This is a genomic window from Parviterribacter multiflagellatus (genome assembly GCF_056863265.1).
This window is the reverse complement of sequence record NZ_JBXPIZ010000010.1, coordinates 277,287-303,707: the sequence shown is the minus strand read 5'-3', so window position 1 is coordinate 303,707 and position 26,421 is coordinate 277,287. Positions and strand designations below refer to the sequence as shown.

General features: G+C 73.4%; 28 protein-coding genes. 18 read left to right on the top strand and 10 right to left on the bottom strand.

All coding sequences use genetic code 11. From position 1 onward, the window contains the following. The first annotated feature begins 5 nt into the window (after nucleotides 1–5). The 3 genes from AC1UE5_RS22075 to AC1UE5_RS22065 are packed head-to-tail and all read left to right on the top strand — an operon-like array spanning nucleotide 6 to nucleotide 2,244. Entirely contained in the window at nucleotides 6–989 is a 984-nt protein-coding gene (locus tag AC1UE5_RS22075) for a flagellar motor switch protein FliM (protein ID WP_482927627.1), read from the top strand. Next, nucleotides 986–1,879: a FliM/FliN family flagellar motor switch protein gene (locus AC1UE5_RS22070; protein ID WP_482927625.1), complete on the top strand. Its 894-nt coding sequence runs from the start codon at nucleotides 986–988 to the stop codon at nucleotides 1,877–1,879. The genes AC1UE5_RS22075 and AC1UE5_RS22070 overlap by 4 nt, the downstream gene beginning before the upstream one ends. A gap of 5 nt (nucleotides 1,880–1,884) precedes the next feature. After that, nucleotides 1,885–2,244 (top strand): response regulator, encoded by a 360-nt coding sequence (locus tag AC1UE5_RS22065; RefSeq protein WP_482927623.1) that lies wholly within the window; start codon nucleotides 1,885–1,887, stop codon nucleotides 2,242–2,244. A gap of 15 nt (nucleotides 2,245–2,259) precedes the next feature. Here AC1UE5_RS22065 and AC1UE5_RS22060 read toward each other — a convergent pair whose 3' ends face one another. Then, nucleotides 2,260–2,967 (bottom strand): metalloregulator ArsR/SmtB family transcription factor, encoded by a 708-nt coding sequence (locus tag AC1UE5_RS22060; RefSeq protein ID WP_482927621.1) that lies wholly within the window; start codon nucleotides 2,965–2,967, stop codon nucleotides 2,260–2,262. A gap of 102 nt (nucleotides 2,968–3,069) precedes the next feature. Here AC1UE5_RS22060 and AC1UE5_RS22055 point away from each other — a divergent pair, with 102 nt between their 5' ends. The 4 genes from AC1UE5_RS22055 (at nucleotide 3,070) to AC1UE5_RS22040 (ending at nucleotide 10,817) form a co-directional block, all read left to right on the top strand. Beyond that, the gene (locus tag AC1UE5_RS22055; protein ID WP_482927619.1) at nucleotides 3,070–4,902 is read left to right on the top strand and encodes a methyl-accepting chemotaxis protein; all 1,833 of its coding nucleotides are present in this window, start codon (nucleotides 3,070–3,072) and stop codon (nucleotides 4,900–4,902) included. 84 nt (nucleotides 4,903–4,986) lie between these two features. Further along, nucleotides 4,987–6,807 (top strand): methyl-accepting chemotaxis protein, encoded by a 1,821-nt coding sequence (locus AC1UE5_RS22050; protein WP_482927617.1) that lies wholly within the window; start codon nucleotides 4,987–4,989, stop codon nucleotides 6,805–6,807. 167 nt (nucleotides 6,808–6,974) lie between these two features. Continuing rightward, nucleotides 6,975–8,819 (top strand): methyl-accepting chemotaxis protein, encoded by a 1,845-nt coding sequence (locus AC1UE5_RS22045; protein WP_482927615.1) that lies wholly within the window; start codon nucleotides 6,975–6,977, stop codon nucleotides 8,817–8,819. A 264-nt stretch (nucleotides 8,820–9,083) separates the two neighbouring features. Continuing rightward, the gene (locus AC1UE5_RS22040) at nucleotides 9,084–10,817 is read left to right on the top strand and encodes an EAL domain-containing protein (protein ID WP_482927613.1); all 1,734 of its coding nucleotides are present in this window, start codon (nucleotides 9,084–9,086) and stop codon (nucleotides 10,815–10,817) included. Here the strand turns inward: AC1UE5_RS22040 and csrA are convergent. The 8 genes from csrA to AC1UE5_RS22000 all read right to left on the bottom strand — a co-directional run bounded on the left by csrA (nucleotide 10,783) and on the right by AC1UE5_RS22000 (nucleotide 16,169). Beyond that, nucleotides 10,783–11,025: a carbon storage regulator CsrA gene (gene csrA / locus AC1UE5_RS22035; protein ID WP_482927611.1), complete on the bottom strand. Its 243-nt coding sequence runs from the start codon at nucleotides 11,023–11,025 to the stop codon at nucleotides 10,783–10,785. The two genes, AC1UE5_RS22040 and csrA, sit on opposite strands and share 35 nt — an antisense overlap. A gap of 5 nt (nucleotides 11,026–11,030) precedes the next feature. Beyond that, nucleotides 11,031–11,453: a flagellar assembly protein FliW gene (gene fliW / locus AC1UE5_RS22030; protein ID WP_482927609.1), complete on the bottom strand. Its 423-nt coding sequence runs from the start codon at nucleotides 11,451–11,453 to the stop codon at nucleotides 11,031–11,033. A gap of 27 nt (nucleotides 11,454–11,480) precedes the next feature. Then, on the bottom strand, nucleotides 11,481–12,374 hold the full coding sequence (gene flgL / locus AC1UE5_RS22025; protein WP_482927607.1) for a flagellar hook-associated protein FlgL: 894 nt from the start codon (nucleotides 12,372–12,374) through the stop codon (nucleotides 11,481–11,483). 12 nt (nucleotides 12,375–12,386) lie between these two features. Then, nucleotides 12,387–13,772, bottom strand: coding sequence for a flagellar hook-associated protein FlgK (gene flgK / locus AC1UE5_RS22020; protein WP_482927605.1), 1,386 nt, complete (start codon nucleotides 13,770–13,772; stop codon nucleotides 12,387–12,389). A 6-nt stretch (nucleotides 13,773–13,778) separates the two neighbouring features. Continuing rightward, on the bottom strand, nucleotides 13,779–14,300 hold the full coding sequence (gene flgN, locus AC1UE5_RS22015; protein ID WP_482927603.1) for a flagellar export chaperone FlgN: 522 nt from the start codon (nucleotides 14,298–14,300) through the stop codon (nucleotides 13,779–13,781). After that, a complete protein-coding gene (locus tag AC1UE5_RS22010) occupies nucleotides 14,297–14,602 on the bottom strand; it encodes a hypothetical protein (protein ID WP_482927601.1) in 306 nt (101 codons plus the stop codon). Before AC1UE5_RS22010 ends, flgN begins: the two co-directional genes overlap by 4 nt. Further along, a complete protein-coding gene (locus AC1UE5_RS22005; protein WP_482927600.1) occupies nucleotides 14,599–15,330 on the bottom strand; it encodes a flagellar hook-basal body protein in 732 nt (243 codons plus the stop codon). Before AC1UE5_RS22005 ends, AC1UE5_RS22010 begins: the two co-directional genes overlap by 4 nt. Before the next feature lie 149 nt (nucleotides 15,331–15,479). Continuing rightward, a complete protein-coding gene (locus AC1UE5_RS22000; protein ID WP_482927598.1) occupies nucleotides 15,480–16,169 on the bottom strand; it encodes a flagellar hook-basal body protein in 690 nt (229 codons plus the stop codon). A 70-nt stretch (nucleotides 16,170–16,239) separates the two neighbouring features. On the opposite strand from AC1UE5_RS22000, the gene AC1UE5_RS21995 reads away from it, so the two are divergent. Both AC1UE5_RS21995 and AC1UE5_RS21990 read left to right on the top strand, forming a co-directional pair. Further along, nucleotides 16,240–16,941, top strand: a complete 702-nt coding sequence (locus AC1UE5_RS21995) for a hypothetical protein (RefSeq protein ID WP_482927596.1) — start codon at nucleotides 16,240–16,242, stop codon at nucleotides 16,939–16,941. Further along, a complete protein-coding gene (locus AC1UE5_RS21990; RefSeq protein WP_482927594.1) occupies nucleotides 16,934–17,230 on the top strand; it encodes an EscU/YscU/HrcU family type III secretion system export apparatus switch protein in 297 nt (98 codons plus the stop codon). The genes AC1UE5_RS21995 and AC1UE5_RS21990 overlap by 8 nt, the downstream gene beginning before the upstream one ends. Here the strand turns inward: AC1UE5_RS21990 and AC1UE5_RS21985 are convergent. Beyond that, nucleotides 17,227–17,508 carry a hypothetical protein gene (locus tag AC1UE5_RS21985; RefSeq protein WP_482927592.1) on the bottom strand — a complete coding sequence of 94 codons (282 nt, stop codon included), beginning with the start codon at nucleotides 17,506–17,508 and terminating at the stop codon, nucleotides 17,227–17,229. The two genes, AC1UE5_RS21990 and AC1UE5_RS21985, sit on opposite strands and share 4 nt — an antisense overlap. A 108-nt stretch (nucleotides 17,509–17,616) precedes the next feature. Between AC1UE5_RS21985 and AC1UE5_RS21980 the strand changes: the two genes are divergently transcribed. From AC1UE5_RS21980 to fliE, 9 genes are all read left to right on the top strand, one after another. Then, nucleotides 17,617–20,058: a tetratricopeptide repeat-containing glycosyltransferase family 2 protein gene (locus tag AC1UE5_RS21980; protein ID WP_482927590.1), complete on the top strand. Its 2,442-nt coding sequence runs from the start codon at nucleotides 17,617–17,619 to the stop codon at nucleotides 20,056–20,058. Between the two features lie 45 nt (nucleotides 20,059–20,103). After that, complete coding sequence (locus AC1UE5_RS21975; RefSeq protein WP_482927588.1) at nucleotides 20,104–22,581, top strand: glycosyltransferase; 2,478 nt, start codon at nucleotides 20,104–20,106, stop codon at nucleotides 22,579–22,581. A 104-nt stretch (nucleotides 22,582–22,685) separates the two neighbouring features. Beyond that, nucleotides 22,686–22,997 carry a hypothetical protein gene (locus AC1UE5_RS21970; protein WP_482927586.1) on the top strand — a complete coding sequence of 104 codons (312 nt, stop codon included), beginning with the start codon at nucleotides 22,686–22,688 and terminating at the stop codon, nucleotides 22,995–22,997. Further along, nucleotides 22,985–24,325, top strand: a complete 1,341-nt coding sequence (gene fliD / locus AC1UE5_RS21965) for a flagellar filament capping protein FliD (RefSeq protein ID WP_482927584.1) — start codon at nucleotides 22,985–22,987, stop codon at nucleotides 24,323–24,325. The genes AC1UE5_RS21970 and fliD overlap by 13 nt, the downstream gene beginning before the upstream one ends. Nucleotides 24,326–24,437: 112 nt before the next feature. Beyond that, on the top strand, nucleotides 24,438–24,821 hold the full coding sequence (fliS, locus tag AC1UE5_RS21960; protein WP_482927582.1) for a flagellar export chaperone FliS: 384 nt from the start codon (nucleotides 24,438–24,440) through the stop codon (nucleotides 24,819–24,821). Beyond that, a complete protein-coding gene (fliT, locus tag AC1UE5_RS21955) occupies nucleotides 24,818–25,114 on the top strand; it encodes a flagellar protein FliT (protein ID WP_482927580.1) in 297 nt (98 codons plus the stop codon). Before fliS ends, fliT begins: the two co-directional genes overlap by 4 nt. Nucleotides 25,115–25,224: 110 nt before the next feature. Continuing rightward, nucleotides 25,225–25,581 (top strand): flagellar basal body rod protein FlgB, encoded by a 357-nt coding sequence (gene flgB, locus AC1UE5_RS21950; protein ID WP_482927578.1) that lies wholly within the window; start codon nucleotides 25,225–25,227, stop codon nucleotides 25,579–25,581. Nucleotides 25,582–25,583: 2 nt separating this feature from the next. Next, nucleotides 25,584–26,024 carry a flagellar basal body rod protein FlgC gene (gene flgC, locus AC1UE5_RS21945; RefSeq protein ID WP_482927576.1) on the top strand — a complete coding sequence of 147 codons (441 nt, stop codon included), beginning with the start codon at nucleotides 25,584–25,586 and terminating at the stop codon, nucleotides 26,022–26,024. Next, complete coding sequence (gene fliE, locus AC1UE5_RS21940; protein WP_482927574.1) at nucleotides 26,024–26,389, top strand: flagellar hook-basal body complex protein FliE; 366 nt, start codon at nucleotides 26,024–26,026, stop codon at nucleotides 26,387–26,389. Before flgC ends, fliE begins: the two co-directional genes overlap by 1 nt. The last annotated feature ends 32 nt before the right edge of the window (nucleotides 26,390–26,421 follow it).

Genomic DNA, 26,421 nt, shown 5'->3' with positions numbered 1-26,421 from the left:
TCCCCATGTCCGGCGAAGTCCTTTCCAACGATCAGGTCGCCGCGCTCGTCGCCGCGGCCCAAGAGGGAACGCTCCCCGAGCGCTCCGAGCAGCGGCAGCGGCGTTCTCGCCGTGTCCGAACCGTCGACTTCACCCGTCCGACGAAGTTCACCAAGGACCAGCAGCGACGGCTCGAGCTCGCGCACGAGACGTTCTGCCAGACCGCGTCGTCGCGCCTCTCCGCGGAGCTGCGCGTGCCGATGCGCCTCGAGGTCATCGACGTCGGCCAGCTCACCTGGTCCAACGCGCTGGCCGAGGTGCCGGACCCGTCGATCTCCGCGATCGTCGAGCTGGAGCCGCACCGCACGCGGTTCCTCATGACGCTGGAGATGCCGCTCGTCCTCGCCTTCATCGAGCGCGTGCTCGGCGGCCCCGTCGGCCGCCGCATCCCGTCGCGCAAGCTGTCGGACATCGACCGCGCGCTCGCCGGCCACGTCTTCGAGCAGCTGCTCGACCAGCTGTCGGTGACCTGGGGCGACCTCGCCGAGTCGCGCCTGAAGCTCGTCGACCTGGAGATGCAGCCGGAGTCGGTGCAGCTCGCGCCGCTCTCCGAGCCGACCCTCTGCCTGTCGATGGAGGCGCGGATGGACCGCGACTCGTCGACGATGACCGTCCTGCTCCCGTACCGCGCGATCGAGCCGGTCGCCGACCGCCTCGGCGTCGACGCGTACGAGGACAACCAGGACGACCCCGACGTCGCCGACCGGATGAACCAGGTCATGGGCAACGTCGACGTCCAGCTGCGCGCCGAGGTCGCCCACATGCCGATCTCCGCCCAGGACGTGCTCGGCCTCAAGCCCGGCGACGTGCTCCGCTTCGGCCAGAACGCCGACCAGGGCGTGACCGTGTTCGCCGACGAGACCCCTGTCTACCGCGCCAAGCCCGGCCGCCACGGCAACCGCCGTGCCGTCCAGGTCGTCGAGCGCCTCGAGCCGGAGGCCTTCTCGTGAGCAGCACCGAGACCGCCCTGATGGAGCTGGCGAACTCGACGGCCGAGGCGGTCGCGGGCGTCCTGCGCATGTTCCTCCCCGACGGCGTCGAGGTCGGCGAGGCCTCGATCGTCCCGCAGGGCACGCCGCCGCTCGACGGCGTCGCGGTGCCCGCGGTGGCCGCCGAGGTGTCCTACACCGACGGCGCCAGCGGCGGCAACCTCTTCGTCACGACGATCGCCGGCGTGCGCAAGCTCGCCGCGGCGATGATGGGCATGGAGCCCGACCCGGGCAGCCACCCGCTCGACGAGCTCGAGCTGTCCGCCGTCGCCGAGGCGATGAACCAGATGATGGCCGCCGCGGCCGGCGCGACGAGCAAGGTGCTCGGCGACGAGGTGGAGATCTCCACCCCGGAGGTCCGCGACGTCGTCACCGTCGAGGACGCGCTGCTGCTCGGCGAGGGCGCGCCGCACGCCACCGGCGTGACGTTCTCGCTCGCCGGCGAGCCGTGCCGCCTGGTCCAGCTCGTCCCCAAGGCCTTCGTCCTGAAGATGACGCGGGCGCTCGACGACATGAACGCCGTCGAGCTCGGGCACGGCGGCGACGGGACCCCCGTCTTCACCGGCGAGGGCAGCCCGGATGAGATCCTTCGCAGCGTCCAGCTGCGTGTGTGCGCGGAGATCGGCCGCGCCACGATGCCGATGAGCGATGCGGTGAGCCGCCCTGCCGGGGCGGTCATCGAGCTCGATCGGGGAGCGGACGAGCCCGTCGACCTGATGGTCAACGGGCGGCGCTTCGCCACCGGCCGGCTCGTCCTCGTGGAGGACGAGTGGGCTGTCCGCATCGAGGAGGTCCTCGGTGACGCGACCGATCTTCCGATGACAACGTCAACCTCGATCGAGAGGAGCTGATTCACATGGCACGAGTGCTCGTCGTGGACGACGCTGCGTTCATGCGCAAGATGGTGAGCGATGCGCTCACCAAGGGCGGCCACGAGGTGGTCGGCGAGGGCGCCAACGGCGCCGAGGCCGTTCAGCGCTACCAGGAGCTGAGCCCGGACCTCACCACGCTCGACATCACGATGCCCGAGAAGGACGGCTTGGAGGCGCTCCGCGAGATCGTCGCCCTGGACCCGAACGCCAAGGTCATCATGTGCTCCGCCCTCGGGCAGGAGTCCAAGGTCCTCGAGGCCGTCAAGTCCGGCGCCAAGGACTTCGTGGTCAAGCCGTTCCAGCCGGAGCGGATCCTCGACGCCGCCGCGAAGGCGCTCGGCTAAGGCTCGCCACCGGCCTCACGCACGGCCGCTCGCCACCTCCGCCAGCTGTGCGAGGTGGCGAGCCCACGCCGCGAGGTGAGGTCCCTGGAACTCCGCGGGCAGCCCGCGGTGCTCCAGCCGCACGCGGCACGTGCCGCCCGGCCCCTCGGTCAGCGTCACGTCCACCCGCGTCCCTCCGGGGGCGAGCGGCCCTTCGCCGCCTTCCACCCCCCACGTGAACACCACGTGCGCCGGCTCGTCGACGTGCAGGTACGCCCCTGCCACGACGTCGCCGACGCCGAGGTCGACCCGGAAGATCCCGCCCGGGGTCGCGTCGATCTCCGCGCGCGGGCCGAGCCACCGCTCGATCCCCACCCGCGTCGTCAGCAGCGCGAACAGCTCCTGGCGCGGCGCCTCGGCGTCGAGCTCCAGCGCCACCGGCGCCCGCGTCCCCGCGACGCCGCTGACGGGCAGCTCGTCGCCCAGCTCCTCCAGCGCCGCCCGCGCGGCCGCCACGCCCTCTGGCCGGAGGCGGTAGCCCCGCTTGCCCGGCGTCGTGTCGGGCTCGACCAGCCCGGCGTCCTTCAGGACGGCCAGGTGCTGGGAGATCGCCGGCCGTGTGACCGAGAAGCGCTTCGCGAGCTCCCCCACGGCGACCTGGTCGCCGTCCTCGGCGAGCATCTGCAGGATCGTGCGCCGGCGCGGCTCGAGCACGGCGGAGAGCAGCGGGTTCCCCTGTCCCATGCCGCGCAAGTGTAAGCCGTCACGAGCCGCTGACATGGCACGGCGGCCGCAAGCTTGAGGCCGTTGCCTCAAGTTGGCACGTCCGCAGTCGACGGAGGGGGCATGCCCCGTCTGCGCGACCTCCGTCTACGGACCAAGCTCCTGGGAAGCTGCGCCCTCGTGCTGGTCTTCATGATCGCCGTGTCCGTGCTGGCCATCGGCCGGCTGGGCGACGTGCGCGACCGGGGCGCCGAGACGTACACGGGCGCGGTGGTGCCGCTCGACCGCATCGGCCAGGTCCGCGGGCTGCTCGGCGACATCGACAGCCAGATCCAGCGGGCCATCACCGACAGGTGGAACAACGGCCGCACCGACTACGCGGGCATCGTCGCGGACGACGCGCAGGGCATCGACGAGCTGCTCGCCGCCGAGCGGCGCGACGTCGACGGCGCGGCGGAGAAGCGGGCGCTCGCGCGGTTCGAGCGCGACTGGCCCGTCTACCGGCGGCAGTACGCCAAGGTCCTCGACGCGGCGCTCGCGGGTGACGTCCGGGCCGCCACGCGCGCGTACTTCGCCGGAGCCGACGACCTCTACCTCGCCACCGACACGGCGATGAAGGACCTCTCCGCGCTGAACGTCCGCGAGGCGCGCGCCGACGGCGACGCCGTCGAGGACGCCTACGCCGGGGCGCTGCGCGAGACGATCGCGCTGCTCGTGATCGCCGTGCTCGTCTGCGGCTTCGTCGGCTGGCTGGTGTCGCGCAACGTCACCGCGACGATCGGCTCGCTGATCCGCACCGCCCGCGCGTTCGCCGTGGGCGACATCCGCACGCGGGTGAGCGTCGACCAGCAGGACGAGGTGGGCGAGCTGGCCGACGCCCTGCGCGGCCTGACCACGTACGTCGAGGAGATGGCGACCGCCGCCGACCGCGTCGCGCGCGGCGACCTCTCCTCGCCCGTCGAGCCGAAGTCGGCCGACGACGTCCTCGGCACGAGCTTCGCGGCGATGACCGGCAGCCTGCGCGAGCTCGTCGGGCGCCTGTCCGACACCGCGCACGTCCTGACCTCCGCGTCGCAGCAGATGGCCGCGACCTCCGACGAGGCCGGCCGTGCCGTTGCCGAGATCGCGCAGGCGGTCTCCGAGGTCGCGCTCGGCGCCGAGCGGCAGGTCCGCTCCGTCGAGGCCGCGCAGCAGGCCACGCAGGAGGTGGGCGAGGCGACGCGGGCGTCTGCCGAGTCCGCCGTCCGCACCGCGCAGGCCGCCGCCGACGCGCGCCGCATCGCCGACGAGGGCGCGTCGGCGGTCACGCAGGCGACCGCGGCGATGGGCGAGGTGCAGGAGTCCTCCGCGCGCGTCACCACCGCGATGCGCCAGCTGAGCGAGAAGTCCGAGCGGATCGGCGGCATCGTCGCGACGATCACCGGCATCTCCGAGCAGACGAACCTGCTCGCGCTCAACGCCGCCATCGAGGCCGCGCGCGCCGGCGAGCAGGGCCGCGGCTTCGCCGTGGTCGCCGAGGAGGTCCGCAAGCTGGCCGAGGAGTCGCAGGCCGCCGCGGGCACCATCGCGACGCTCGTGCAGGAGATCCAGGCCGAGACCGCCGACGCGGTCGCCGTCGTGGACCACACGACCGAGCGCACCGTCCAGGGCGCGGCGACCGTCGAGCAGGCGCGCGAGGCGTTCGACCGCATCGGCCTGTCGGTCGAGGACATGACCGGCCGCGTGGACGCGATCGCCGCCGCCGTGCAGCAGATCGCCGCCACGGCGGAGAAGGTCCAGCACGACATGGGCGAGGTCGCGGCGGTCGCCGAGCAGTCCTCCGCGTCGTCCGAGCAGGTCTCCGCGTCCACCCAGCAGACCTCCGCGTCGGCGCAGCAGATCGCGTCCAGCGCCCAGCAGCTGGCGTCCACCGCGTCCGAGCTCGAGGCGATGGTGGACCGCTTCGTGCTCGCGTAAGCGGGCACCGACGGCTGACGGCACCACCGGACCAACCGATCGGTTGATCCACGACCGTCGGTGACGTCCGATCACCGGGCGGCCATGAAGCTCCGCATCCAGACCAAGCTCCTCGCCGTGGTCGGCCTCGTCGTGCTCCTGATGATCGCCGTCGGCGTGATCGGGGTGCGGTCGCTGGCCGACGTCGCGGACGACTCCAACGACCTCTACGTGACGGCTGCCGCGCCGCTCGCGGACCTGGGCGACGCGCGCGCGACGATCAACGAGACGCGCACGCTGCTCGCCAGCCACCTGCTCAACGGCACCGACGTCAAGACCAAGCTCGACGAGCGGATGGCCGCCAACGACGAGAAGGTCGCCGCGCTGCTCGCCAAGGTCGAGCCGGCGCTGATCACCGACGCCGACAAGGCCACGCTCGCCGAGCTGCGCGAGAAGACCGCCACCTACACGGACATGCGCAAGTCCGTCGCCGCGCTCTCGCGCCGCGACCGCGTCGACGAGGCGAACGCGCTGATGGCCGCCCAGGGCATCGCGCTGGCCGAGGACATGGGCGCCGCGTACACGAAGCTCTTCACCGCCCTGCGCAAGCTGGGCAAGGACACCGCCGCCGAGGCCCACAGCGGCTACGAGAGCAGCCGCTCGTTCCTCATCGCGCTGCTCGTCCTCGGCGCCGTCGCCGGCGCCGCGATCGCCACGCTCCTCGCCCGCCGCATCACCGGCGGCATCCGCCAGGTGCTCGTGGCCGCCAAGGGCATCGCCCGCGGCGACCTCGAGCAGGACGTCCAGGTCACCAGCAAGGACGAGGTCGGCGAGATGGCCGACGCGTTCGGCGAGCTGACCGCGTACGTCCGCGAGATGGCCGGCCACGCGCACCGGATCGCCGGCGGCGACCTCGCCGCCGAGGTCGCGCCGCGCTCGGACAAGGACACGCTGGGCACCGCGATCCGCGACATGCGGGGCGGGCTCGTCGACCTCGTCGGCGCCGTGCAGCAGAACGCGAGCACGCTCTCGGGCGCCTCGCAGCAGATGGCGTCGACCTCCGAGGAGGCCGGCCGCGCCGTCGCCGAGATCGCGCACGCCGTCGGCGACGTCGCCCAGGGCGCCGAGCGCCAGGTGCGCGCCGTCGAGGAGGCCAAGTCGGCCACCGAGGAGGTCTCGCACGCGACCGAGGCGTCCGCCGCCTCCGCGCAGGAGACCGCGACCGCCGCCGCCGAGGCCCGCCGCGTCGCCGTCGAGGGCGAGCAGGCCGTCGCCCGCGCGACCGAGGCCATGCGCCACGTGCGCGACTCGTCCGCCCAGGTCAGCGGCGCCATGCACCAGCTCGGCGCCAAGAGCGAGCAGATCGGGGGCATCGTCGACACGATCACCGCCATCTCCGAGCAGACCAACCTCCTCGCGCTCAACGCCGCCATCGAGGCCGCGCGCGCGGGCGAGCAGGGCCGCGGCTTCGCCGTCGTCGCCGAGGAGGTCCGCAAGCTGGCCGAGGAGTCCCAGACGGCCGCGGCGTCGATCGCCACGCTCGTCGGGGAGATCCAGACCGAGACCGCCAGCGCGGTGACGGTCGTGGAAGAGGGCGCCGCCCGCTCCGAGGAGGGCGCCGCCACCGTCGAGCAGGCCCGCGACGCGTTCGCGCGGATCGGCGCCTCGGTCGACGACATGACGGGGCGCGTCGACGCGATCGCCGCCGCCGTCCAGGAGATCGCCGCGTCGGCGCAGAAGGTCCAGTCCGACATGGCCGACGTGGCCGCCGTCGCGGAGGAGTCGTCGGCCTCCACGGAGCAGGTCTCAGCGTCCACGCAGGAGACGAGCGCGAGCGCCCAGGAGATCGCCTCGTCCGCCGAGCAGCTCGCCGCGACCGCCGAGGAGCTCGAACGCCTCGTCGGCCGCTTCACGCTCAGTACCTGAGCACCCCTGCCCCGGAACGGGCGTTCCCGGTAGGAGAACGGTGTGAACTCGCGCCACGATGGCCCTTTTCGGCCGTCGTGGCGCGTTCGCACATAAACGATCGTCCAAGCCCGCCGACTCACCCGTGCCAGACGCTGCCCCGCCCCTACCACCCACCCGGAGCACCCATGTCACGGATAAGACACCTCTCGATCGGAACGCGGCTCGCCGTCGCGTTCGGCCTCCTCTGCGTGGCCTGCATCGCGATCGCCCTCGCCGGCCGGTCCGGGCTCAACAGCCTCGACGCCGACACCGACAGCCTCAGCGGCGCCTCGGCGGTGCAGAAGCAGGTCGCCGTCGTCAAGTCGGCCACCGCCGACCGCATCGCGATGGTCACCCAGCACCTCTACGTCTTCGACGGCGACCTGAAGGCCCAGGACGCCCTCGTCGCCGACTTCGCGACCACGGCCAAGGCGTCCGACAGCGCGATGGCCGGCCTCGAGAAGGTCTACGCCGGCCTGGGCGGCAGCCCGGAGCTCGACGCGGCCAAGGCCGCGCGCGCGGAGTACACCGCCGCGGTCGCCGACGCGATCGAGCGCTCGCGCCAGGAGACGGTCGACAACGTCGAGGAGCGCGACAGCTCGCGCGACTTCTACCGCGACACCGTGCTGCCGGCCAAGGAGAAGCTCGACGGCACGCTCGTCAAGCTCAACGCGGGCGTCGACGCCTTCATGGCGCAGACCGCCAAGGAGGCCCACGACAGCGCCAAGGGCGCCAACCGGCTCCTGCTGATCGTGACGCTGCTGGCCATCGTCGCCGGCATCGCGCTCGCGATCGTCATCACCCGCACCGTCACGCGCCCGGTCAAGGTCGTCCTCGAGCGGCTGGGCCACCTGCGCGACAACTGCGTCACGGACCTCGCGAACGGCCTCGACGCGATGGCCGCCGGCGACCTCACCGCCGAGGTGACGCCGACGACCGCGCGCATCGACGACACCGCGAGCGACGAGCTCGGCCGCGTCTCGCAGGCCGTCGACGCGATCCGCGACAAGGTCGTGCACTCCGTCCAGGCCTACAACGGCTCGCGGGAGGGCATCCGCGGCATCATCACCGGCGTCTCGGCCTCCGCCGCGACCCTCTCGTCGGCCTCGCAGCAGATGGCCGCCACGTCCGACGAGGCCGGCCGCGCCGTCAGCGAGATCGCGCAGGCCGTGGGCGACGTCGCCCAGGGCGCCGAGCGTCAGGTCCGCTCCGTCGAGGAGGCCAAGCTGGCCACCGAGGAGGTCTCGCACGCGACCGAGGCGTCCGCCGCCTCCGCGCAGGAGACCGCCGCCGCGGCCGCCGAGGCGCGCCGCGTCGCCGAGGAGGGCGAGCAGGCCGTCTCGCAGGCCACCCAGGCGATGCGCCAGGTGCGCGAGTCGTCGGGAGCCGTGACGTCCGCGATGCAGCAGCTGTCCGCGAAGAGCGAGCAGATCGGCGGCATCGTCGAGACGATCACGGGCATCGCCGGCCAGACCAACCTCCTGGCGCTGAACGCGGCCATCGAGGCCGCCCGCGCCGGCGAGCAGGGGCGCGGCTTCGCGGTCGTGGCCGAGGAGGTCCGCAAGCTCGCCGAGGAGTCGCAGGAGGCCGCCGCGACGATCGCGACGCTGGTCGAGGAGATCCAGGGCGAGACGACGCAGGCCGTCGCCGTCGTCGAGGAGACCAACGCCCGCACCGAGGAGGGCGCCGCGACCGTCGAGCAGGCCCGTGAGGCCTTCGGCCGCATCGGCGCCTCCGTCGACGACATGACCGGCCGCGTCGACGCGATCGCCGCCGCCGTCCAGCAGATCGCCGCGTCCGCGGCGAAGGTCCAGAGCGACATGACCGAGGTCGCCGCGGTGGCCGAGGAGTCCAGCGCCTCGTCCGAGCAGGTCTCGGCCTCCACGCAGGAGACGAGCGCCAGCGCCCAGGAGATCGCCTCCTCGGCGCAGCAGCTCGCCACCACCGCCGCCGAGCTCGAGGAGCTCGTCGGCCGCTTCACCATCGCGTAGGCGCGCGGCCGCACCGCAGCGTCCGGCACCGGGCCGTCGTCCCCTCGCGGGGGCGGCGGCCCGTCGTCGTTCTCACCCCAGCCACCTACTGACCGAGCCATTCCGGATGCCTGGCGCGGCGGGACATCGCCGGGTAGGCCGCCAGGCCGGTAGGCGTCGTCCCGTCGCGTCAGGCACCGGAAGGGCCGGTCAGACAGACGTCCGGGCGCGCCATCCCCAAGTTCAGGCCAGCGGCTGCGCGCCCGATCGTGACATCGAGCGCGTATGCCCCGTCCTAGCTCCACATCAGCCGGCGACCGCGGTCGCCCCCTCCTCGTCGAGGTCGCGATCCCCGTCGCCCTCGGCCTCCTCGTCCTGGTCGCCGCCCTCGGCCTCGTCCTCGCGACGGTCGACCGGGCCTCGGGTCCGCTGCAGTACCTCGGCGTCCCGATCGCGGTCCTGCTCACCGCCGGCCTGGGGTTCTGGGTCGCCTGGATCCTGCGCGACACCGCGCTGTCGCCGATCGACCGCCTCCGCACCGCGCTGCGCGGCCTGGAGGAGGGCGACTTCGACACGCGCGTCACACCGGAGGGCGCGCGGGAGTTCCGCGACCTCGCCCACTCGTTCAACCGCTCGGTCGCCTTCCTCGGCCACCAGCGCGAGCGCCTGAAGGAGCTCGCCGCGACCGACCCGCTGACCGGCCTGGCCAACGACCGCTCGCTCCACGAGCAGCTGCGCTCGGACATGGAGCGCGTGGCCACCAAGGGCGGCAGCCTCGGGGTCGTCGCGTTCGACGTCGACGGCTTCAAGCAGATCAACGAGGAGCGCGGGCGCTCGCGCGGCGACGAGATCCTCAAGGCCGTCGGCACTGCGCTCAAGGGCGCCGTCCGCGACGTCGACCTGGTCGCGCGCACCGGCGGCGACGAGTTCCTGATGCTGCTGCGCGACGTGGACGGCGCGCACGTCCGCCACCTGTGCGACCGCGCCCGCGACGCGATCGGCCGCGCCGTCCCGCGCGAGCTGCAGCTCACCTGCAGCGCCGGCTACGTCTGCTTCCCGTCCCAGGCCGGCCCGGAGTCCGACCTCGTCGAGCTGGCCAAGGTCGCGCTCCGCGTCGCGAAGAAGAGCGGCGGCGCGCGGACGCAGAAGTACGACCCCGAGCAGGCCTCCGCGCTGCCGACCGCCCGCGCCGAGCGGATGGAGATCGAGTCGCTGCTGCAGTCCACCGAGCCCGTCGTCCCGGTCTTCCAGCCGATCGTCGAGATCCGCAGCGGCCGGCTGATGGGCTACGAGGCGCTCGCGCGCTTCCCGCAGGACACGGCATCCGCGCCGCGCACGCCCGACGCGTTCTTCAACCAGGCGGCCCGCTGCGGCCTGGGCCCGCAGCTCGAGGCCGTCGCGATCGCCGCGGCCCTGCGCGCGCCCAACCGCCCACCGAACACGTACCTGTCGCTCAACTGCACGCCGACCGCGATCTCGTCGTCGGTCGTCCGCGCCTCGCTGCCGCAGGACCTCTCCGACGTCGTCGTCGAGATCACCGAGCACGAGCTGGCGCCGGAGGACGGCGCGCTCGAGGCCGGCCTGGCCGAGCTGCGCGCGCGCGGCGCGCGGATCGCGATCGACGACGCGGGCGCCGGCTACGCCGGGCTCCAGCAGATCATGCGCGTGCAGCCCGACATCATCAAGCTCGACCGCTCGCTCGTGTCGTCGGTGGACAGCGACAGCGCGAAGGCCGCGCTGATCGAGTTCTTCGTCGTCTTCGCGCGCCGCATCAACGCCGACGTCTGCTGCGAGGGCATCGAGACGGCGGGAGAGCTGAGCACGCTCGCGGCCCTGGGCGTCAAGCTCGGCCAGGGCTTCCTGCTCGGCCGTCCCGCGACCCCGTGGGCGCCGATCGCGCCGGCGGCGGTCAGCGCGATCGCGCAGGTGCAGCGCAACGGCACGGCGCCGGGCATCGCCGGTGGCGCGCACGCCACCGGCCCGGTCAACCGGCGGCTGGCCCGGGCTGCGCGCCGCTGAGCCCCTCGGGGAGCTTGGCAGGCGCGGCCGACGCGGCGGCGGCATTCTCGTCCTTCACCGCGTCCCAGATCTCCTCGCGGTAGATCGAGACGTCGCGCGGCGCGTCGATGCCGATGCGCACGGCGCCGCCGGCGATCTGGATGACCGAGACGCGGATGTTCTCGCCGATGACGATCGTCTCGCCCGGCTTCCTGGTCAGCTGGAGCACGGGCGCTACCCCTCCGGGATCAGCGGCGCGCGCAGCGGCGCGTCCGCCTCGTTGAGGACCTGGTGCCCCTGGCCGCCGGCGACGAGGATCGGCGCCTTCAGGTTCGCGAAGCACTCCTGCGCCGTCTCGCCGACGCGCACCACGACGAGCACGCGCGCGTCGTCCGGGGAGGAGATCCCCAGGCGCTCGGCCTCGTCGTCGGACAGGTCGACCGCGTAGTCGGGGAAGAAGGACCACGGGCTGGCGACAGGGACCGCGAGGTCGGGATCGTCGACGGAGTGCAGCCACACGATCGCGTCGGCCTCGCCGCCGATGACGGCGAAGCGCGACCCGCCGAGGCCGATGAGGCCGCGCGGGAACGTGATGACGGCGTCCGGCTCGACCTCGACCGTGCCGAAGCGGCTGGAGGTGAAGGTGAAGGCGGCCATGGGCCGCCCTCACGATAGAGGAGCGGCCTAGCGGAGGAAGTCGAGCAGGGAGTTCTGCACGATCTTCGAGCCGGCCTGCAGACCCGCCTGGAGCGCGGACTGCTGGATCGAGAAGTCGATCATGGCCTTGCCGTAGTCGACGTCCTCGGTCTCGGTCAGGATCCCGAGCGTCGTGCCCTCGAACTCCTGCAGGCGCGTCTCGGCGCTCTCCAGGCGGTTCGTCGTCGAGCCGACCTGCGCACGCACGGCGTTCAGGTTGTCCAGGCCGTCGTCGAGCTCGGCCACGCGCGCGCGGAGCGCCGGGCCGTTGTCCGCGTTCAGGTCGGCGACGATGCCGCGCAGCGTGGCCAGCAGGCCGGTGGTGCCGTCGCCGAGGACGTCCTCGCCGCTGACGTTGATCTGCACGTTGACGCCGGGGCCGATCTCGCGCAGGATCGGATCGGTGTTGGCCGCGTTGAACGTGTCCGCGCCGCCGACCGTGAACGGCTCGGTGTCGGTGTCGGTGCCGGAGAAGATGTAGCGGCCCGCGTACTTGACGTTCGCGGCGGTCTTGATCGAGTCGATCAGGCCGGTGATCTCGGTCGCGATGCGCTCGCGCGGGCTGCCGCCGGCGGTGTCCGTCGCGCCCTGGATGACGAGCTCGCGCGCGCGCTGCACGGCCGCGTTGATCGACTCGAGCGCGTCGTCGGTGGTGTCCGCCCAGCCCTGGCCGTCCACGACGTTGCGCTGCAGCTGCTGCGTGTGCTCCATCGTGTCGCGCAGCTGGATGGCGCGGCCGGTCGCGTACGGGTTGTCCGAGACGCGCGTGAGGAGCTTGCCCGACGACAGCTGCTGCTGGGTCTTGGTCAGCTTCATGGACGCCAGCTGCACGTCGTTGAGGACGCGGCGGGAGGTGATGAGCGAGTTGACGCGAGTAGCCATGGCGGTTCGGAGCTAGAGGCCGACGCGGCCCGTGCGGTTGATGAGGGTCTCGAGCATCTCGTCCAGCGTCGACATCGTCCGGGCCGAGGCCTGGTAGCCGCGCTGGAAGCGGATGAGGTTGGTCATCTCCTCGTCGAGCGACACGCCGCTCACGGAGAGGCGGCGGTCGTCGACGGCGGTGAGGAGGGTCTCGGCGTTCGCCTGCGTGCGCTGGGCCTGCTTGGACTCCGAGCCCACGCGGGACACGAACACCTGGTACGCCTTGTCGGACGCGCCGCCGCGCAACGCCGCGATCTCGCGGGCGATGTCGGCGCCGCTCGCGGTGCCGTCGCGGTTGACCTGGACGGTGGCCTTCGTCTGGAGGACCGTCAGGCCGGAGGCGCCCTGCGCCGGGTCGAAGCCGAAGAAGTCCTCGCCCGACGGGCCCTGCGAGTGGATCGCGTTGACCGTGTCGGCGAGCGACTTGGCCGCGGCCGCCAGCTCCGTGCGGTAGCTGTCGATCGCGCCGCCCGGCTCGGCCAGCGACTTCAGCGCGCCGAGCTTGCCGCCCGGCGACAGCAGCGCCGTCGGGTCGAACGAGACGCGGTCGTCGCCCGGCGTGGCCGGGTTGTCGATCAGGCTGTCGTCGACGAGCGGGGTGCCCGCGCCGCCGAACATGACGCGCATGCCGCCGTCGGGCAGCTCCGCGGTCTGGACCTGGCCGAGGGCCGAGAGCTTGTCGAGCAGCAGGTCGCGCTGATCCAGCAGGTCGTTGGGCGTCTCGCCCATCTGGTACGCCTTGCGGATCGTCTCGCCGATGGCGGCGAGCTCGTTCGCGATCTGGCCGACCTCGCCGTACTCGCCGGTGGCCGGGTTGAACTTCGTGAGCGCGTCGAACTCGGCCTGCGCCTGCGACTGCAGCGACTTGAGCTGGGTGTCGACCTCCTGGAACGCCAGCGCGACGCCCTTGGCCTTGTCGATCAGCACCTGGCGCGCCGGGTCGTTCGGCGCGTCGTTGCTCACCGTGGTCCAGGCGGACCACATCTCGCTGAGCGCCTTGGAGACGGAGTTGTCGCCCGGCTCGGCGATGGCGAGCTCGACGCCCTCCATGGCGCGCGCCTTCGTCTCGGCGTCGCCGAGCACCGTGCTCTGCGCGCGGTACTGGACGTCGAGGAAGCCGTCGCGGATGCGGCGGTACTGCTCGACCTGCACGCCCGAGCCGAGGAACGCGCCCGAGCCGTCCGGCAGCTGGCCGGCGGTCAGGTGGAGCGCGTCGGTCGTGCTGAGCACCGCCTCCTGGCGGGAGTAGCCGACCGTCGACGAGTTCGCGACGTTGTGGCCGGTGACGTCCAGCGACCGCTGGTGCGCGAGCAGGCCGCGCAGCGACGTCTGGAGCCCGAAGAAGGTGGAGACGTTCATTGAGCCCTAGGCCTTGAGGTCGAGGAGGCGGGTCGCGCCGGCGGCGCGCGGGACGGTCGTGGAGATCGCGCTCGGCTGGGCCGGCGGGCGGTAGCCGGTCTCGGGCTCGCCCGCGCCGACGAGGCGGGTCAGGTGCGAGAGGAACGTCAGCTCCTGCCGCATCAGCGCGCGGTTGACGCCGTGCTCGCGGGCGACCTCGTTGAGGAGGCCGGTGAGCTCGGTCGAGCGGGCCTGGGCGGCCTGCGCCTCGGCGGGCGGCATCAGCGTCACGAGCTGCGACATCGTCACGTTGGAGGCGGGGATGCCCAGCGCCTGGCCGGCCTTGGTCAGCAGGTCGGTGCGGGCGGCCTCGAGGTGCGTGCGGCGCTCGACCTCGGCCTGGATGCCGGCGAGGAGCGTCAGCACGCTCTCGACGTCGCGCGCCTTGATCGCGCGGCCCTGCTGCAGGATCAGGTCGAGCAGGTGACGTGCGGACTGGATCTGCGCGTCGAGGTGCGCCAGCACGGCGCGGCCCATCACGGCGTTCACTTCATCCCCTCCTCGAGCGTCTTGGCCAGGCCGATGCCGCCGCCCGACATGAGCGCCTCGGTGAGCGCGTCGGGCAGCATGTCCTTGTAGGCAGCGGTCGCGGCGGACGTCGAGTCCTCCGGCAGCGCGCTGTCGATGAGCGTCTTGGTGAGCTGGCCGACGAGCATCCGCTCGAACGCCTCGCCATGCTTCGACGTCTCGGTCTTCTTCGCCGCGCCCTCGCCCTGCTGCGTGGCAGCCGCGTCGGTGGTCGCGGTGAGCGGCGCCTGGACGGCGCCGGCGGCGGAGATCGGCGTGGTCATCGGCGGACCCCGTTCGCGATCTCCATCAGCTGGTCCTGGGTCTGGACGGCCTTGGACGCCATCGAGTAGGCGCGCTGGGCCTCCATCAGGTCGACCATGGCGCCGGCCATGTCGACGTTCGAGCCCTCGAGCGCGCCCTGCTGGAGCGTCGCGTCGGCGGGCGCGTTCTGCACCGCGCCGCTGGCGGGCGTCGCGACGTAGAGCGAGTTGCCGACCGACTGCAGGTTGCTCGGCGCGGGCACCGTGCGGAGCTGGATGCGGCCGAGCGTCCGGTCGCCGGCGACGACCGTGCCGTCCTTGCCGATCGAGAGCTTGCTCTCGTCGACGTCGGTCGGGACGGTGATGTTCGGGACGATGCGGTCGCCGGTGTTGGTGACGAGCTGGCGCTGCGCGTTGATCTGCAGCGCGCCGTTGCGCGTCAGCGCCTGCGTGCCGTCCGGGCGCTGCACCGGCAGGTAGCCGTTGCCCTGGATGGCGACGTCGAGCGGGCGCTCGGTGATCTCGATGGCTCCGGCCGCGGAGGTGCGGCCCATGTCGATGGCCGCCGAGCCGGCGCCGGCGCGGACGCCGTTGCCCGTGTCCGCCTCGCGGTACGCGAGGTCGCGGAACGCGAGCTTCGTGCCCTTGTAGCCGGCGGTCGAGACGTTCGCGACGTCGTTGGACACCGCGTCGATGCGCTGCTGCTGCGTCGCCATGCCGGCGGCAGCGGAGTAGAGGCCTTGAAGCACGTTCCGGGAGTGGGGGATCGGGTTTTGGGGTCGGAACCCGGCTTCCGCAGTGCGGTCCAGCCGTTCGGGTTCCTCGTCTCGTCCAGGACCATCGGACGCCGGGCGCCGGTCTTGATACCGGCTGGACGCCCGATGGACGGATGGGGTCGCTAGCGCGTGGTACCGACCTGGTTGACGGCCTTGTCCAGCGTCTCGTCGATCGTGCGGATCACACGCTGGTTCGCCTCGAAGGCGCGCATCGAGGCCATCATGTCGACCATCGACTTGGCCGGGTCGGCGCCGGACTGCTCGAGCTGGCCGCTGACGACGATCTGCGGGTTGACCGCAGCGCCCTCCTGGCCGGCGTACAGGCCCTCGCCCGCCTTCGTCGGGTCGTCGACGGTGACGACGCGCAGCTGCGCGGGGTTGACGCGGCCGTCGGCGGCCACGTTCACCTGGCCGCCGTTGCGGCCGAGCACGGCCTCGCCGGTCTGGGTGCGCAGCACGCCGTTCGCGTCGGCGGTGAAGCGTCCGTTGCGGGTGTAGCGGACGCCGTCCTGACCCTGCACCGCGAAGAAGCCGTCGCCGCGGATGGCGAAGTCGAGCGGCTCGTCGGTCTGCTTGGTCGTCATCGGCGTGAAGTCGGTCGCCTGGCGATCGATCGCGACGCCCTGCCCCAGCGAGCCGACCTGCTGGCCGGTCCGCGTGTTGCTGAGCAGGACCTCGTCGAACGTCCTCTGCGTTGCGCGGTCGCCCTTGTAGCCGGGCGTGGAGGCGTTGGCGAGATCCTGGGCGAGCAGATCCTGGCGGACCTGCTCGGCGATCATCCCCGAGGCAGCGATGTAGAGGCCACGGTCCATGTCCCACCGATGGTCGGCTTCTCGTCCGGGTGCTTGAGGCTTCGGGCGCCGGATCGGCATCCTTCTGGCCATGCAGCCGATCCAGGTCAGCGCCACGCTCCTGCGCGGGATGCTCCCCGACCTGCGGCTGACGCCGGGGACGACGATGATGGGCCGCGTCGTCGAGCGCCACGGCGCGCACGGCCTGCTCAACCTCGGCGGGGCGATCCTCGTCGCGCAGCTCCCGAACGAGGTCGCGGCCGGCCAGCGGCTGCGGCTGGCCGTGTCGGAGGTCAACGCGCAGGCGGTCGTCATGCGCGTCGTCGAGCCGCCGACCGACGCCGCGGGCGTCCACGCGCACACGCAGATCCAGTCTTCGCAGGCGCAGGCGCAGGCCGGCGCGCCGTCCGGGCCGCAGCCGCAGCCGGGCCCGCCCGGGCACCCGGCCGTCGGCCCGCCGCTGACGACGCCGCTGGTGCCGGTGCCGCTGCCCGGGCAGCTCGACGCGCGCGTGCGCGTGGAGGGGGACGAACCGACCGGCCCGGACGGCAAGCCGGCGGGCGCGAAGGCCGTGACGCTGCAGTACGACTCGCCCGTGCTGGGCCGGCTCGACCTGCGGCTCGTGCTCACCGGCAAGGGCCTGGTGGCCGGCGTGCAGGCGCCGCCCGGTACCTCCGTGGAGCTGGCCGAGACCCACGCGGAGGAGCTGCGCGCCGCGCTCTCGCGGGCGATGGGCGTGCCCGTCGAGGTGCACGTCGCCACGCGGCGGGATCGGGTGGACGTCCGTGTCTGAGCGGCCGCGCAACCCCGGGCAGCGTGCGACCGCGCTGCGCTTCGACGCGACGAAGGCGAGCGCGCCGACGGTCACCGCGACCGGGCGCGGGCTGGTGGCCGAGCGGATCATCGCCGAGGCGCGGTCGGCCGGCGTGCCGGTGCGCGAGGACGCGGCGCTGGCCGAGGCGCTCGGCGGGCTGGAGCTCGGGCACCAGGTGCCGGAGGAGTTGTGGGTCGCCGTCGCCGAGACGCTCGCGTGGGCGTACGCGCTCGACCGGCGCGCGCGCGGCTCGCTGCCCGGCCGTTAGGCCGCGGGCGCCAGCGCGGCTTCGACGCGGGTCCAGGCGAAGTGCTCGAGCGTGCCGTGCGCCTCGGGGCGGTACGCGTCGACCGCCTGCAGCAGCGCGACCAGGCCCCGCTCCGCGGCGTCCGGCGCGGGCGCAGGAGGGCCGGCGTGGCGGACGAGCGGCGCGAGCGTGAAGACCAGCCGGTCGCGCAGGCGCACGTCGCCCGTGCGGCGGTACTCGCGCCACAGGACGGCCGGCGAGGCGGCGGGGAGGGTGGGGTACGGGGACGCGGACGCCATACGACGCGGTGCGCATCGGCACGAACCCGCCGCGTCTTGAGGTAGGGAGCTGACACCGTCCGACATCCGTCGACTCAAGCGCCCGCGCGCTCGACCGACCATCCGGACGTGGCCCTCCGCCTGCTCGACTCCGCCTCCCCCGCGCCGGCGCCCGCCGCCGCCACCCCGAACTTCGACGATCGCGAGGTCGTCGCCCGCGCGGCCCGCGCGCTCGCCGACCGCGACGTGGACACGTACCGCGCGTGCGTCCAGCAGGCCGCGGAGATCGAGGACGCGCACCGCCGCTACGTCGCGCGCCGCACGCTGATCGAGCTGGGCGTCGAGGCCTCAGGCCGCGAGACGACCCCGGCCGGCGCCGCCACCGCGATGCTCGCCGCCGTGCAGGTCGCGCTCGACGTGCTCACCGCCGCGCCGACCGAGCCCACGCTCCTCGGCATGGCCGGCTTCGCGCTGGCGCAGATCGGCGCCGTCCGCGGCGCGGAGGCGCTGCTGGAGGCCGCCGTCGCGCTCGATCCCACGCTCGACCACGTCGCCGCGAACCTCGCCGAGCTGGAGCGCCGCCGCAAGCGCAAGCTGAAGGTCGACGTCCCGTCCGCCGTCGCCGCCCGCCTGGGCGACGTCGAGCGCCGCGCGCTGGACCTCGCGCGCCGCGCCAAGCCGGGCGAGCGCCAGACGATCGCGCTGTGCATGATCGTCAAGGACGAGGAGACGGTGCTGGAGCGCTGCCTGGCGTCCGTCGACGGCGTCGTCGACGAGCTGATCGTGGTCGACACCGGCTCGACCGACCGCACCGTGGAGATCGCCCGCGCGCACGACGCGACGGTCCTCACGCACGTGTGGAACGACGACTTCGCCGCCGCCCGCAACGTCGGCCTGGAGGCCGCGACCTCCGACTGGATCCTCTTCCTCGACGCCGACGAGGAGCTCGCCGCGGACGACCGCGAGCGGCTGCAGGAGCTGACGCGCCGCGGCTGGCGCGAGGGCTTCACGCTCGAGATCCACAACCTCGTCGGCACGCCGGGCGACACGCGCGTCGTGGTCAACGAGGCGCTCCGCTTCTTCCGCAACCGCCCCACGCACCGGTTCGCCGGGCGCGTGCACGAGAACGTCGGCCGCTCGATGCCCGCCGACGCGCCCGAGCGCCTGGAGGCGTCGCACCTGCGGATCGACCACGACGGCTACCTCGCCAAGACGCGCGACGAGAAGGACAAGTCGCGCCGCAACCTGGAGCTGCTCGAGCGCCAGCTGCGCGAGGAGACGCCGACCGCCTTCCTGCTCTACAACCTCGGCTCCGAGTACGCCGTCGCCGGCCGGTTCGACACCGCGATCGGGCACTTCGCCCGCGGGTGGGAGCTGCTGCTGGGCGACAGCCGCTCGCAGCAGCAGCCGTTCGGCCCGTCGCTCGCCGTCCGCTACGCGGACACGCTCCGCCACGCCGAGCGCTACGCCGACGCGGCCGCGATCGCCGAGCAGGGTCTGAAGCTGTACCCGGGCTTCACCGACCTCGTCCGCCAGCAGGCGCTCGTCGCCCGCGGCGACGGCCGGCTCGCCGACGCCGCGACGCTGCTCGGCCGCTGCCTGGAGCTCGGCGACGCGCCCGCGCAGTACCTGCGCGTGGTGGGCGCCGGCTCGTTCCTGGCCGCCACCGAGCTGGGCGAGGTGCTCGTCGCGCTCGGCGACGCCGAGGCCGCCGCGACGCTGCTGCAGGACACGCTCGCCGACGCACCGTTCCACCTGGAGGCCGTGGGCCCGCTCACCGCCGCGCTGCTCGCGACCGGCGCGTCCGCCGACGACGTCGTGCGCGTCGTGACCGAGCGCGTGGGCGAGCTGACGACCGACGTGCGCTTCGCGCTCGCCGCCGCGTTCCAGGAGCGCGGCGTCGCCGACGCCGCCGAGGCGCACCTCCGTGCCATCGTCGCCGCCGACCCGGCCGCCACCCCGGCGCGCCTGGGCCTGGCCGAGGCGCTGCTCGCGCAGTCGCGCTTCGCCGAGGCCGCCGAGGCCGCCGCCGCGATCGCCGACGGGGACCTCCTCGCGCCGTTCGCCGCGACGACGCAGGCCTTCGCCGCGATCGTCGCCGGCGACGAGCCCGCGATCGCGGCCGCCGTCGCGCGCCTCGACACCACCTCCGTCGCGCGCCACGAGCGCGACCTCCTCGTCGCGTGGGCCGGCGCGGGGCAGCCGCCGCTGACCGCCGCCTCGCTCCCGCCGCTCCTCACGTACCTCGAGGCGCTGCTGCGCGTCGAGCAGTTCGACGCGTTCGCCGCGCTGCTGCCGCTCGCCGGCACGCTGTCGGGCATCGACGTGCGCGAGCTGCGCGAGCAGCTGGCCCAGATGTACCTGCGCCGCGGCGCGCTGGAGTCGGCCGCCGACGAGTGGTCGACCGCCTGCCAGGAGAGCGGACCCGACGCCCGCGCCCTCACCGGCCTGGCCCGCGTCGCGGCCGCCGCCGGCAACGCCGCCGACGCCCGCGACTTCGCCGAGGCCGCCGTCGAGCTCGACGCGTCCGACGCCGCCGCGCAGCGCGTGCTGGCGGCCCTCGCCGCGTAGAACATCCGTCCTCAAGCGGCGGGCGGTTCGTCCGACCACCGGGACGTGGCTCTCCGACTGCTCGACACGTCCCCCACGGGCACCGCCGCCGCCCCGGCGCCGGCCCCCGCCCCCGCTCCCGCCCTCACCGCCGTCACCGGCCCGGACCTCGTCGCGCAGGCCGGCCCCGCGATCGCCGCGGGCGACGCCGAGACGCTCCGCGCCCTCGTCGCGCGCACCGCCGAGATCGCCGACGCCCATCGCCGCCACGGCGCGCGCAAGGCGCTGGTCGAGGAGGCGCTGCACGCCGGCATGGAGCGCACCGGCCAGGCCGCCGCGACCGCGATGCTCGCCGCCGCGACGCTCGGCCTCGAGGTGCTCGCGCAGACGCCCGCCGAGCCCGTGGTCCTCAACCTCACCGCCGTCGCCCTGTACGAGCTCGGCGGCTACCGCGGCGCCGAGGCGCTGTTCCGCGCCGCGCGCGACCTCGACCCGGCGCTGCCGCACGTCGACACGAACCTCCGCGCGCTCAAGCGCGCCCGCAAGGCCGGCGTGAAGATCGCGCTCGCGCCGCAGCTCGCGCGCGACGTGCCAGAGCTCTCCAAGCGCGCCGAGCAGCTCGCGCCGCGCGCGCGGCCGACCGCGCCGCAGACGATCGCGCTCTGCATGATCGTCAAGGACGAGGAGAAGGTCCTCGACCGCTGCCTCAGCTCCGTCGCGGGCGTCGTCGACGAGCTGATCGTCGTCGACACCGGCTCCACCGACCGCACCGTCGAGATCGCCCGCGCGCACGGCGCCACGGTCCTCGACCACGTCTGGACCGACGACTTCGCCGCCGCGCGCAACGTCGGGCTCGACGCGGCGACCTCCGACTGGATCCTCTTCCTCGACGCCGACGAGTGGTTCGAGCCGGACGCCGCCGCGCAGCTCACGGAGCTGACGCGCAAGCCGTGGCGCGAGGGCTACCGCCTGCCGATCCACAACCGCGTCGGCAGCGAGAAGCAGGCGCACGTCGTCGTCCACGAGGCGCTCCGCCTGTTCCGCAACCGCCCGCAGCACCGCTTCCGCGGGCGCGTGCACGAGAACGTCTTCCACGCCGTCCCGGGCGATCGCCTGGAGGCCGGCGGCGCCGTGCGCATCGAGCACGACGGCTACCTCGCCACCACGCAGGCCGAGAAGGCCAAGCAGGCGCGCAACCTCGAGCTGCTCGAGCAGCAGGTCCGCGAGGAGCCGACGCACTTCGTCCACTACAACCTCGGCTCGGAGTACGCCGGCCTCGGCCGCACCGCGGACGCGGTCGAGCAGTTCGAGCGCGCGTGGGCGCTGCTGCTCGCCGACCCGATCCCGGAGGAGCAGCCGTTCGCGCCGTCGCTCGCCGCCCGGTACGCCGACGCGCTCAACCAGGCCGGCCGGCCGGCCGAGGCGGTCGCGATCGCCCAGCGCGGCCTGCAGATGTTCCCCGGCTTCACCGACCTCGTCTACGTGCAGGCCGCCGCCGCGCGCGCCGAGGGCGACCTCGACGGTGCCAAGGCGCTGCTGATCCAGTGCCTGGAGCTCGGCGACGCGCCGACGAGCTACGTCCGCCAGGTCGGCTCGGGCACGTTCCTGGCCGCGATCGACCTCGCCGGCGTGCTCGCCGCGCAGGGCGACCTGGCCACCGCCGAGTCGCTGCTGCAGCAGACGCTGGCCGACCACCCCGAGGTGCTCGCCACCGTCGACCCGCTCGCGACCGTCATGCTGGCGAACGGCCAGACGCCGGACGCCGTCGCCGCCGCCGTCACCGCGGTGCTGCCGGCGCCGAGCACCGACGTCCGCTTCGCGCTCGCGTCCGCCTTCCAGGCCGCCGGCCACCCGGCCGCGGCCGAGGCCGAGCTGCGCGACCTGCTCGCCGTCGACGCCGCCAACGACGCCGCCCGCGTGGGCCTGGCCGACGCGCTGCTGGCGCAGTCGCAGTTCGCCGAGGCCGCCGCGACCGCCGCCGCCGTCGCGACCGGCTCGCCGTGGGCGCCCGCCGCCGTCACGTCGCAGGCCTTCGCCGCGATCGTCGAGGGCGACGCCGCGCAGGCCGCCGCCGCGCTCGACCGCGCCTCCGCCGCGGGCGTCGACGCGCCCGACCTGGCGCTGCTCACCGCGTGGGCGCGCAACGCCGGCCTGACCGACGCGGCCGCGCCCGCCATCACGGCCGGCGCGTTCCCGCTCCTGCTCACCTCGCTCGAGGCGCTGCTGCGCGTCGAGCAGTTCGACGCCTTCGGCGCGCTCGCGCCGCTCGCCGAGCGGATCGTCGGCCTCCCGGCGCGCGACCGCCACGAGCACCTGGCGCAGATGTACCTGCGCCGGGGCTTCCTGGACTCCGCCGCCGAGGAGTGGGCCGCCGCGTGCCGGATCGCCGGTCCGGACGCCGCCGCGCTGGCCGGCCTGGCCCAGGTCGCCGCGCACGGCGGCAACGCCGCCGACGCTCGCGAGTTCGCCGAGGCGGCCCTGGAGCTGGAGCCGAACCAGGCCCAGGCGTCCCACATCCTGGCGCTTCTGCCGTCTGCCGCTTAGCGGACGCGGCGGACGAACGTCGGATTCAGAACGGAGCGGCTCAGCCGATGTCAGAGGCACCGGACATGTCGATCCCCAGGCTTCCCGCACCCACCACCTTGACCGTGCCCGAGACCACGGGCCCCGTGCCCGCGGCCGAGGTCACCGCGTACCCGGGCCTCACCGGCCCGCAGGCGCCCGCGATCACCGAGATCGAGGAGCCCAAGACGCCGGGTGAGGCCGCGCTGGAGGCCGTCCAGGCCGCCGCGCGGGCGTACGAGGAGCTGCGGGCCGCCGACCGTGTCCTGCATTTCGAAATGACCGAGACCGGCATGCGCATCGAGGTCTTCGACGGCGATGGGAAGCTGCTCCGGCAGATCCCGCCGACCGAAGCCCTGGCGCTCGCCGCTGGAAGGGAGCAACCATGGCTGGCATAAGCCTGGGCGGTCTGGCCTCCGGGCTGGACACCGAGACCATGATCACGCAGCTCATGGCGCTCGAGGCCCAGCCGAAGACGCTGCTGCAGAAGCAGCAGACGAAGGAGGAGGCGCGCAAGAGCGCCTTCGAGGACGTCGCGCGGCAGCTCCGCGCGCTGTCGACGGCGGTCACGGACCTGCGCTCCACCCTCACGTGGGGCAACGTGCAGAAGGTCAGCTCGTCCGACGAGACGAAGGTCGCCGCCTCGGTCACCGGCACCGGCGCCCCCGCCGGCAACGTGACGGTGAACGTCCTCCAGCTGGCCCGGGCCGAGCAGCGCACGTTCGCGTACAGCGCGAGCAACGTGACGATCAACGGCAAGGCGGTCGACCTGACCGGCACCGCCGACGCGGCCGAGGCCGTCAAGAAGATCAACGAGACCGAGGGCGTGGGCGTCTACGCCGGCCTCGTCAACGGCCAGATCGTCATGACGAGCCGCGAGCTCGGCAACACGATCTCGGCCTCCGGCCTGACCGAGGACACGAGCAAGCTCGTCACCGGCCAGATGACCCAGTACGAGGTCAACGGCGTCCGGCAGACCGACACGAACAAGTCGGTCGTCGAGGCCGGCGGCCTCCCGGGCGTGCAGCTGACGCTCAAGGCGGTCGGCTCCTCGACCCTGTCGATCACGCCCCCGGGCGCGGACGCCGACAAGGTCAAGGGCAAGGTGGAGGCGTTCGTCACCGCGTACAACGCGGCGATCGACACGATCAACACCAAGCTGACCGAGGAGAAGGTCAAGGACGCCAAGTCGCAGACGGACATGGCGAAGGGCATCCTCCGCGGCGACTCGCAGCTGCAGTCGCTCCTGTCGAACCTCCGCTCGACCGTCACCAAGCTCGACAGCACGCCGGGCACGCTCGACTCGTTCACCGAGCTGGGCATCGGCGTCGCCAAGGCGACCGAGTCCGGCACGACGACCGCGGACGGCAAGCTCGGCAAGATCTCGCTCGACGCGACCAAGCTCACCGCGGCGCTGACCGCGGACCCGAACGCCGTCCGCAACGCGCTCGGCGGCAGCGGCATCGACGGCCTCTCGCAGGCCATCGACAAGGTCGTCGACCCGGTCAACAAGTCCGCGACGGGCTACATCGCCCGCTCGAAGGACGGGTCGGACAGCGAGATCAAGCGCATCACCACGCGGATCGAGGACTTCGACCGCCGCCTCGAGAAGATCGAGGAGCGCTACCGCGCGCAGTTCACCGCCATGGAGATGGCGCTGAGCAACTCGCAGTCGCAGCAGTCCTGGCTCTCGGGCCAGGTCAACTCGCTGCCCTCCTGGAGCTAGGGCTCCTCCTCCCGGCGCAACCGCGCCGATCAGGTGTCCAGACCGGCTCAATCCGAGCCGGTCTGGGCCGATCACCTGAACGTCACCCCAGTCCCCCGACGACGGAGTAACCGTGGCCGCCTACGCCGCTCCCCAGCAGTCCTACGCCTCGAACGACATCCTGACCGCCTCCCCGGGCCGTCTCGTCGTCCTCCTGTACGACGGCGCCGGCCGGTTCTTCCGTCAGGCCAGCGCCGCGATGCGCGCGGGCGACATCTCCCGCACCAACACCGCCATGCAGCGCGGCGAGGCGATCATCGCGCAGCTCCTGGCGACGCTCGACTACGACAAGGGCGGCGAGATCGCGACCTCCCTGCGCGACCTCTACCTCTTCTTCCAGACGCATCTGCGCGAGGCCCGCATCGAGAAGGACGCGGACAAGATCGACACCGTCGTCGAGATGATGAGCGAGCTGCGCGACTCCTGGGCCCAGATCGCGGGCCGCGAGGCGGCATGACGCCCGGCGGCGATCCCTACGCCGCGCTGGTGACGTTCGCCGAGCGCGAGCAGGCGATGGTCGCGGACGAGCGCTACGACGAGCTGGCGGCCCTCGCCGCCGAGCGTCGCGAGCTCGTCGCCTCCCTGCCGGCGACCCCGCCGGCGTCGGCCCGTCCGCACCTCGAGCGCGCGGCGAGCCTCCAGATGGCGACCACGGCCGCCCTGCAGGCGGCGATGGTCGTCACGCGCCGCAAGATGAACGCCACGCCGCAGCGTGGCGACGCGATGCGGGCCTACGCCCGCGTCGCGTAGCGCGACTTCCTCAAGTCGCGACCGGTCCGACCGATGACCGGATCGTCGCCCACGGAAGGGTGGCGAAGGACCGGACACGGACGTCCGCCCCTCAACCACACATCCTTCCCTTGCCCCTGTTCGACATCACGTCCGTCGCCCTCGAACGCGCCCTCTCGGGCGCGGCGATGCGCCAGCGCGCGCTGAGCGACAACCTCGCCAACGCGAACGTCCCCGGCTACCAGCGCAAGGACGTCGACTTCCAGGGCGCGCTCCAGCGCGCCATGGCCGGCGGCAAGCCCGCCCTCGAGCGCACGACCTTCTCGATCCAGACCACCGGCGAGGGCAGCGTCCGCGCCGACGGCGGCACGGTCGACGTCGACCGGGAGGCCACGAGCCTCGCCGAGAACTCGCTCACGTACGAGGCGCTCGCGACGGTCACCAAGAGCCGCTCGTCCATCCTCCGCACCGCGATCGGCGGCCGTTAGCCATGGGACTGTTCGACGCGATCAACGCTTCCGGCTCGGGCCTCACGGCCGAGCGCCTGCGCATGGACGTCACCGCCGAGAACCTGGCGAACGCCCAGACCACGCGCGGCGCCGACGGCAACCCGTACCGCCGCAAGGAGGTCGTCCTCCAGGAGAACGGCCAGACCTTCGGCAACATGCTCACCTCCGCGATGGGCGGCCGCACCTCGCAGGCCAAGGGCGTCTCCGTCGCCGGCGTCGTCCAGGACGACGCGCCCAACAAGCTCGTCTACGACCCCAGCCACCCGGACGCCAACGCCGAGGGCTACGTCGAGATGCCGAACGTCAACTCGGTGACCGAGATGGTCGACCTCATCTCCGCCTCGCGCGGCTACGAGGCGAACGTCACCGCCATCCAGACGGCGAAGTCCATGTTCTCCAAGACCCTCGACATCCTCCGCTGATGCCGATCGAAGCGATCTCCGCCGCCGGCATCGGCGGCCCCGACTGGTCCATCGCGCAGCCCGGCACCGACGTCGTCGGCCCCTCGCTGCAGACCGACGGCACGACGCCGGTCGACGGCGTCGCGGGCGCGGACGGCGCCTCCGGCGGCGGCTTCGGCTCGATGCTCTCCGACCAGCTCGGCTCCCTCCAGGCCCTGCAGACCGACGCCGCGGCCCAGAGCCAGGCGCTCGCCACCGGCCAGGCGCAGGACGCCTCGCAGGTCGTCATGGCCGTGGAGAAGGCCCAGCTCTCGATGCAGCTTGCCGCGACGCTCCGCGACAAGTCGGTCGAGGCGTTCCAGGAAGTGTTCCGGACTCAGGTCTAGCGGCCAGCGTCCGACTCCTAGGCGTACAGCCC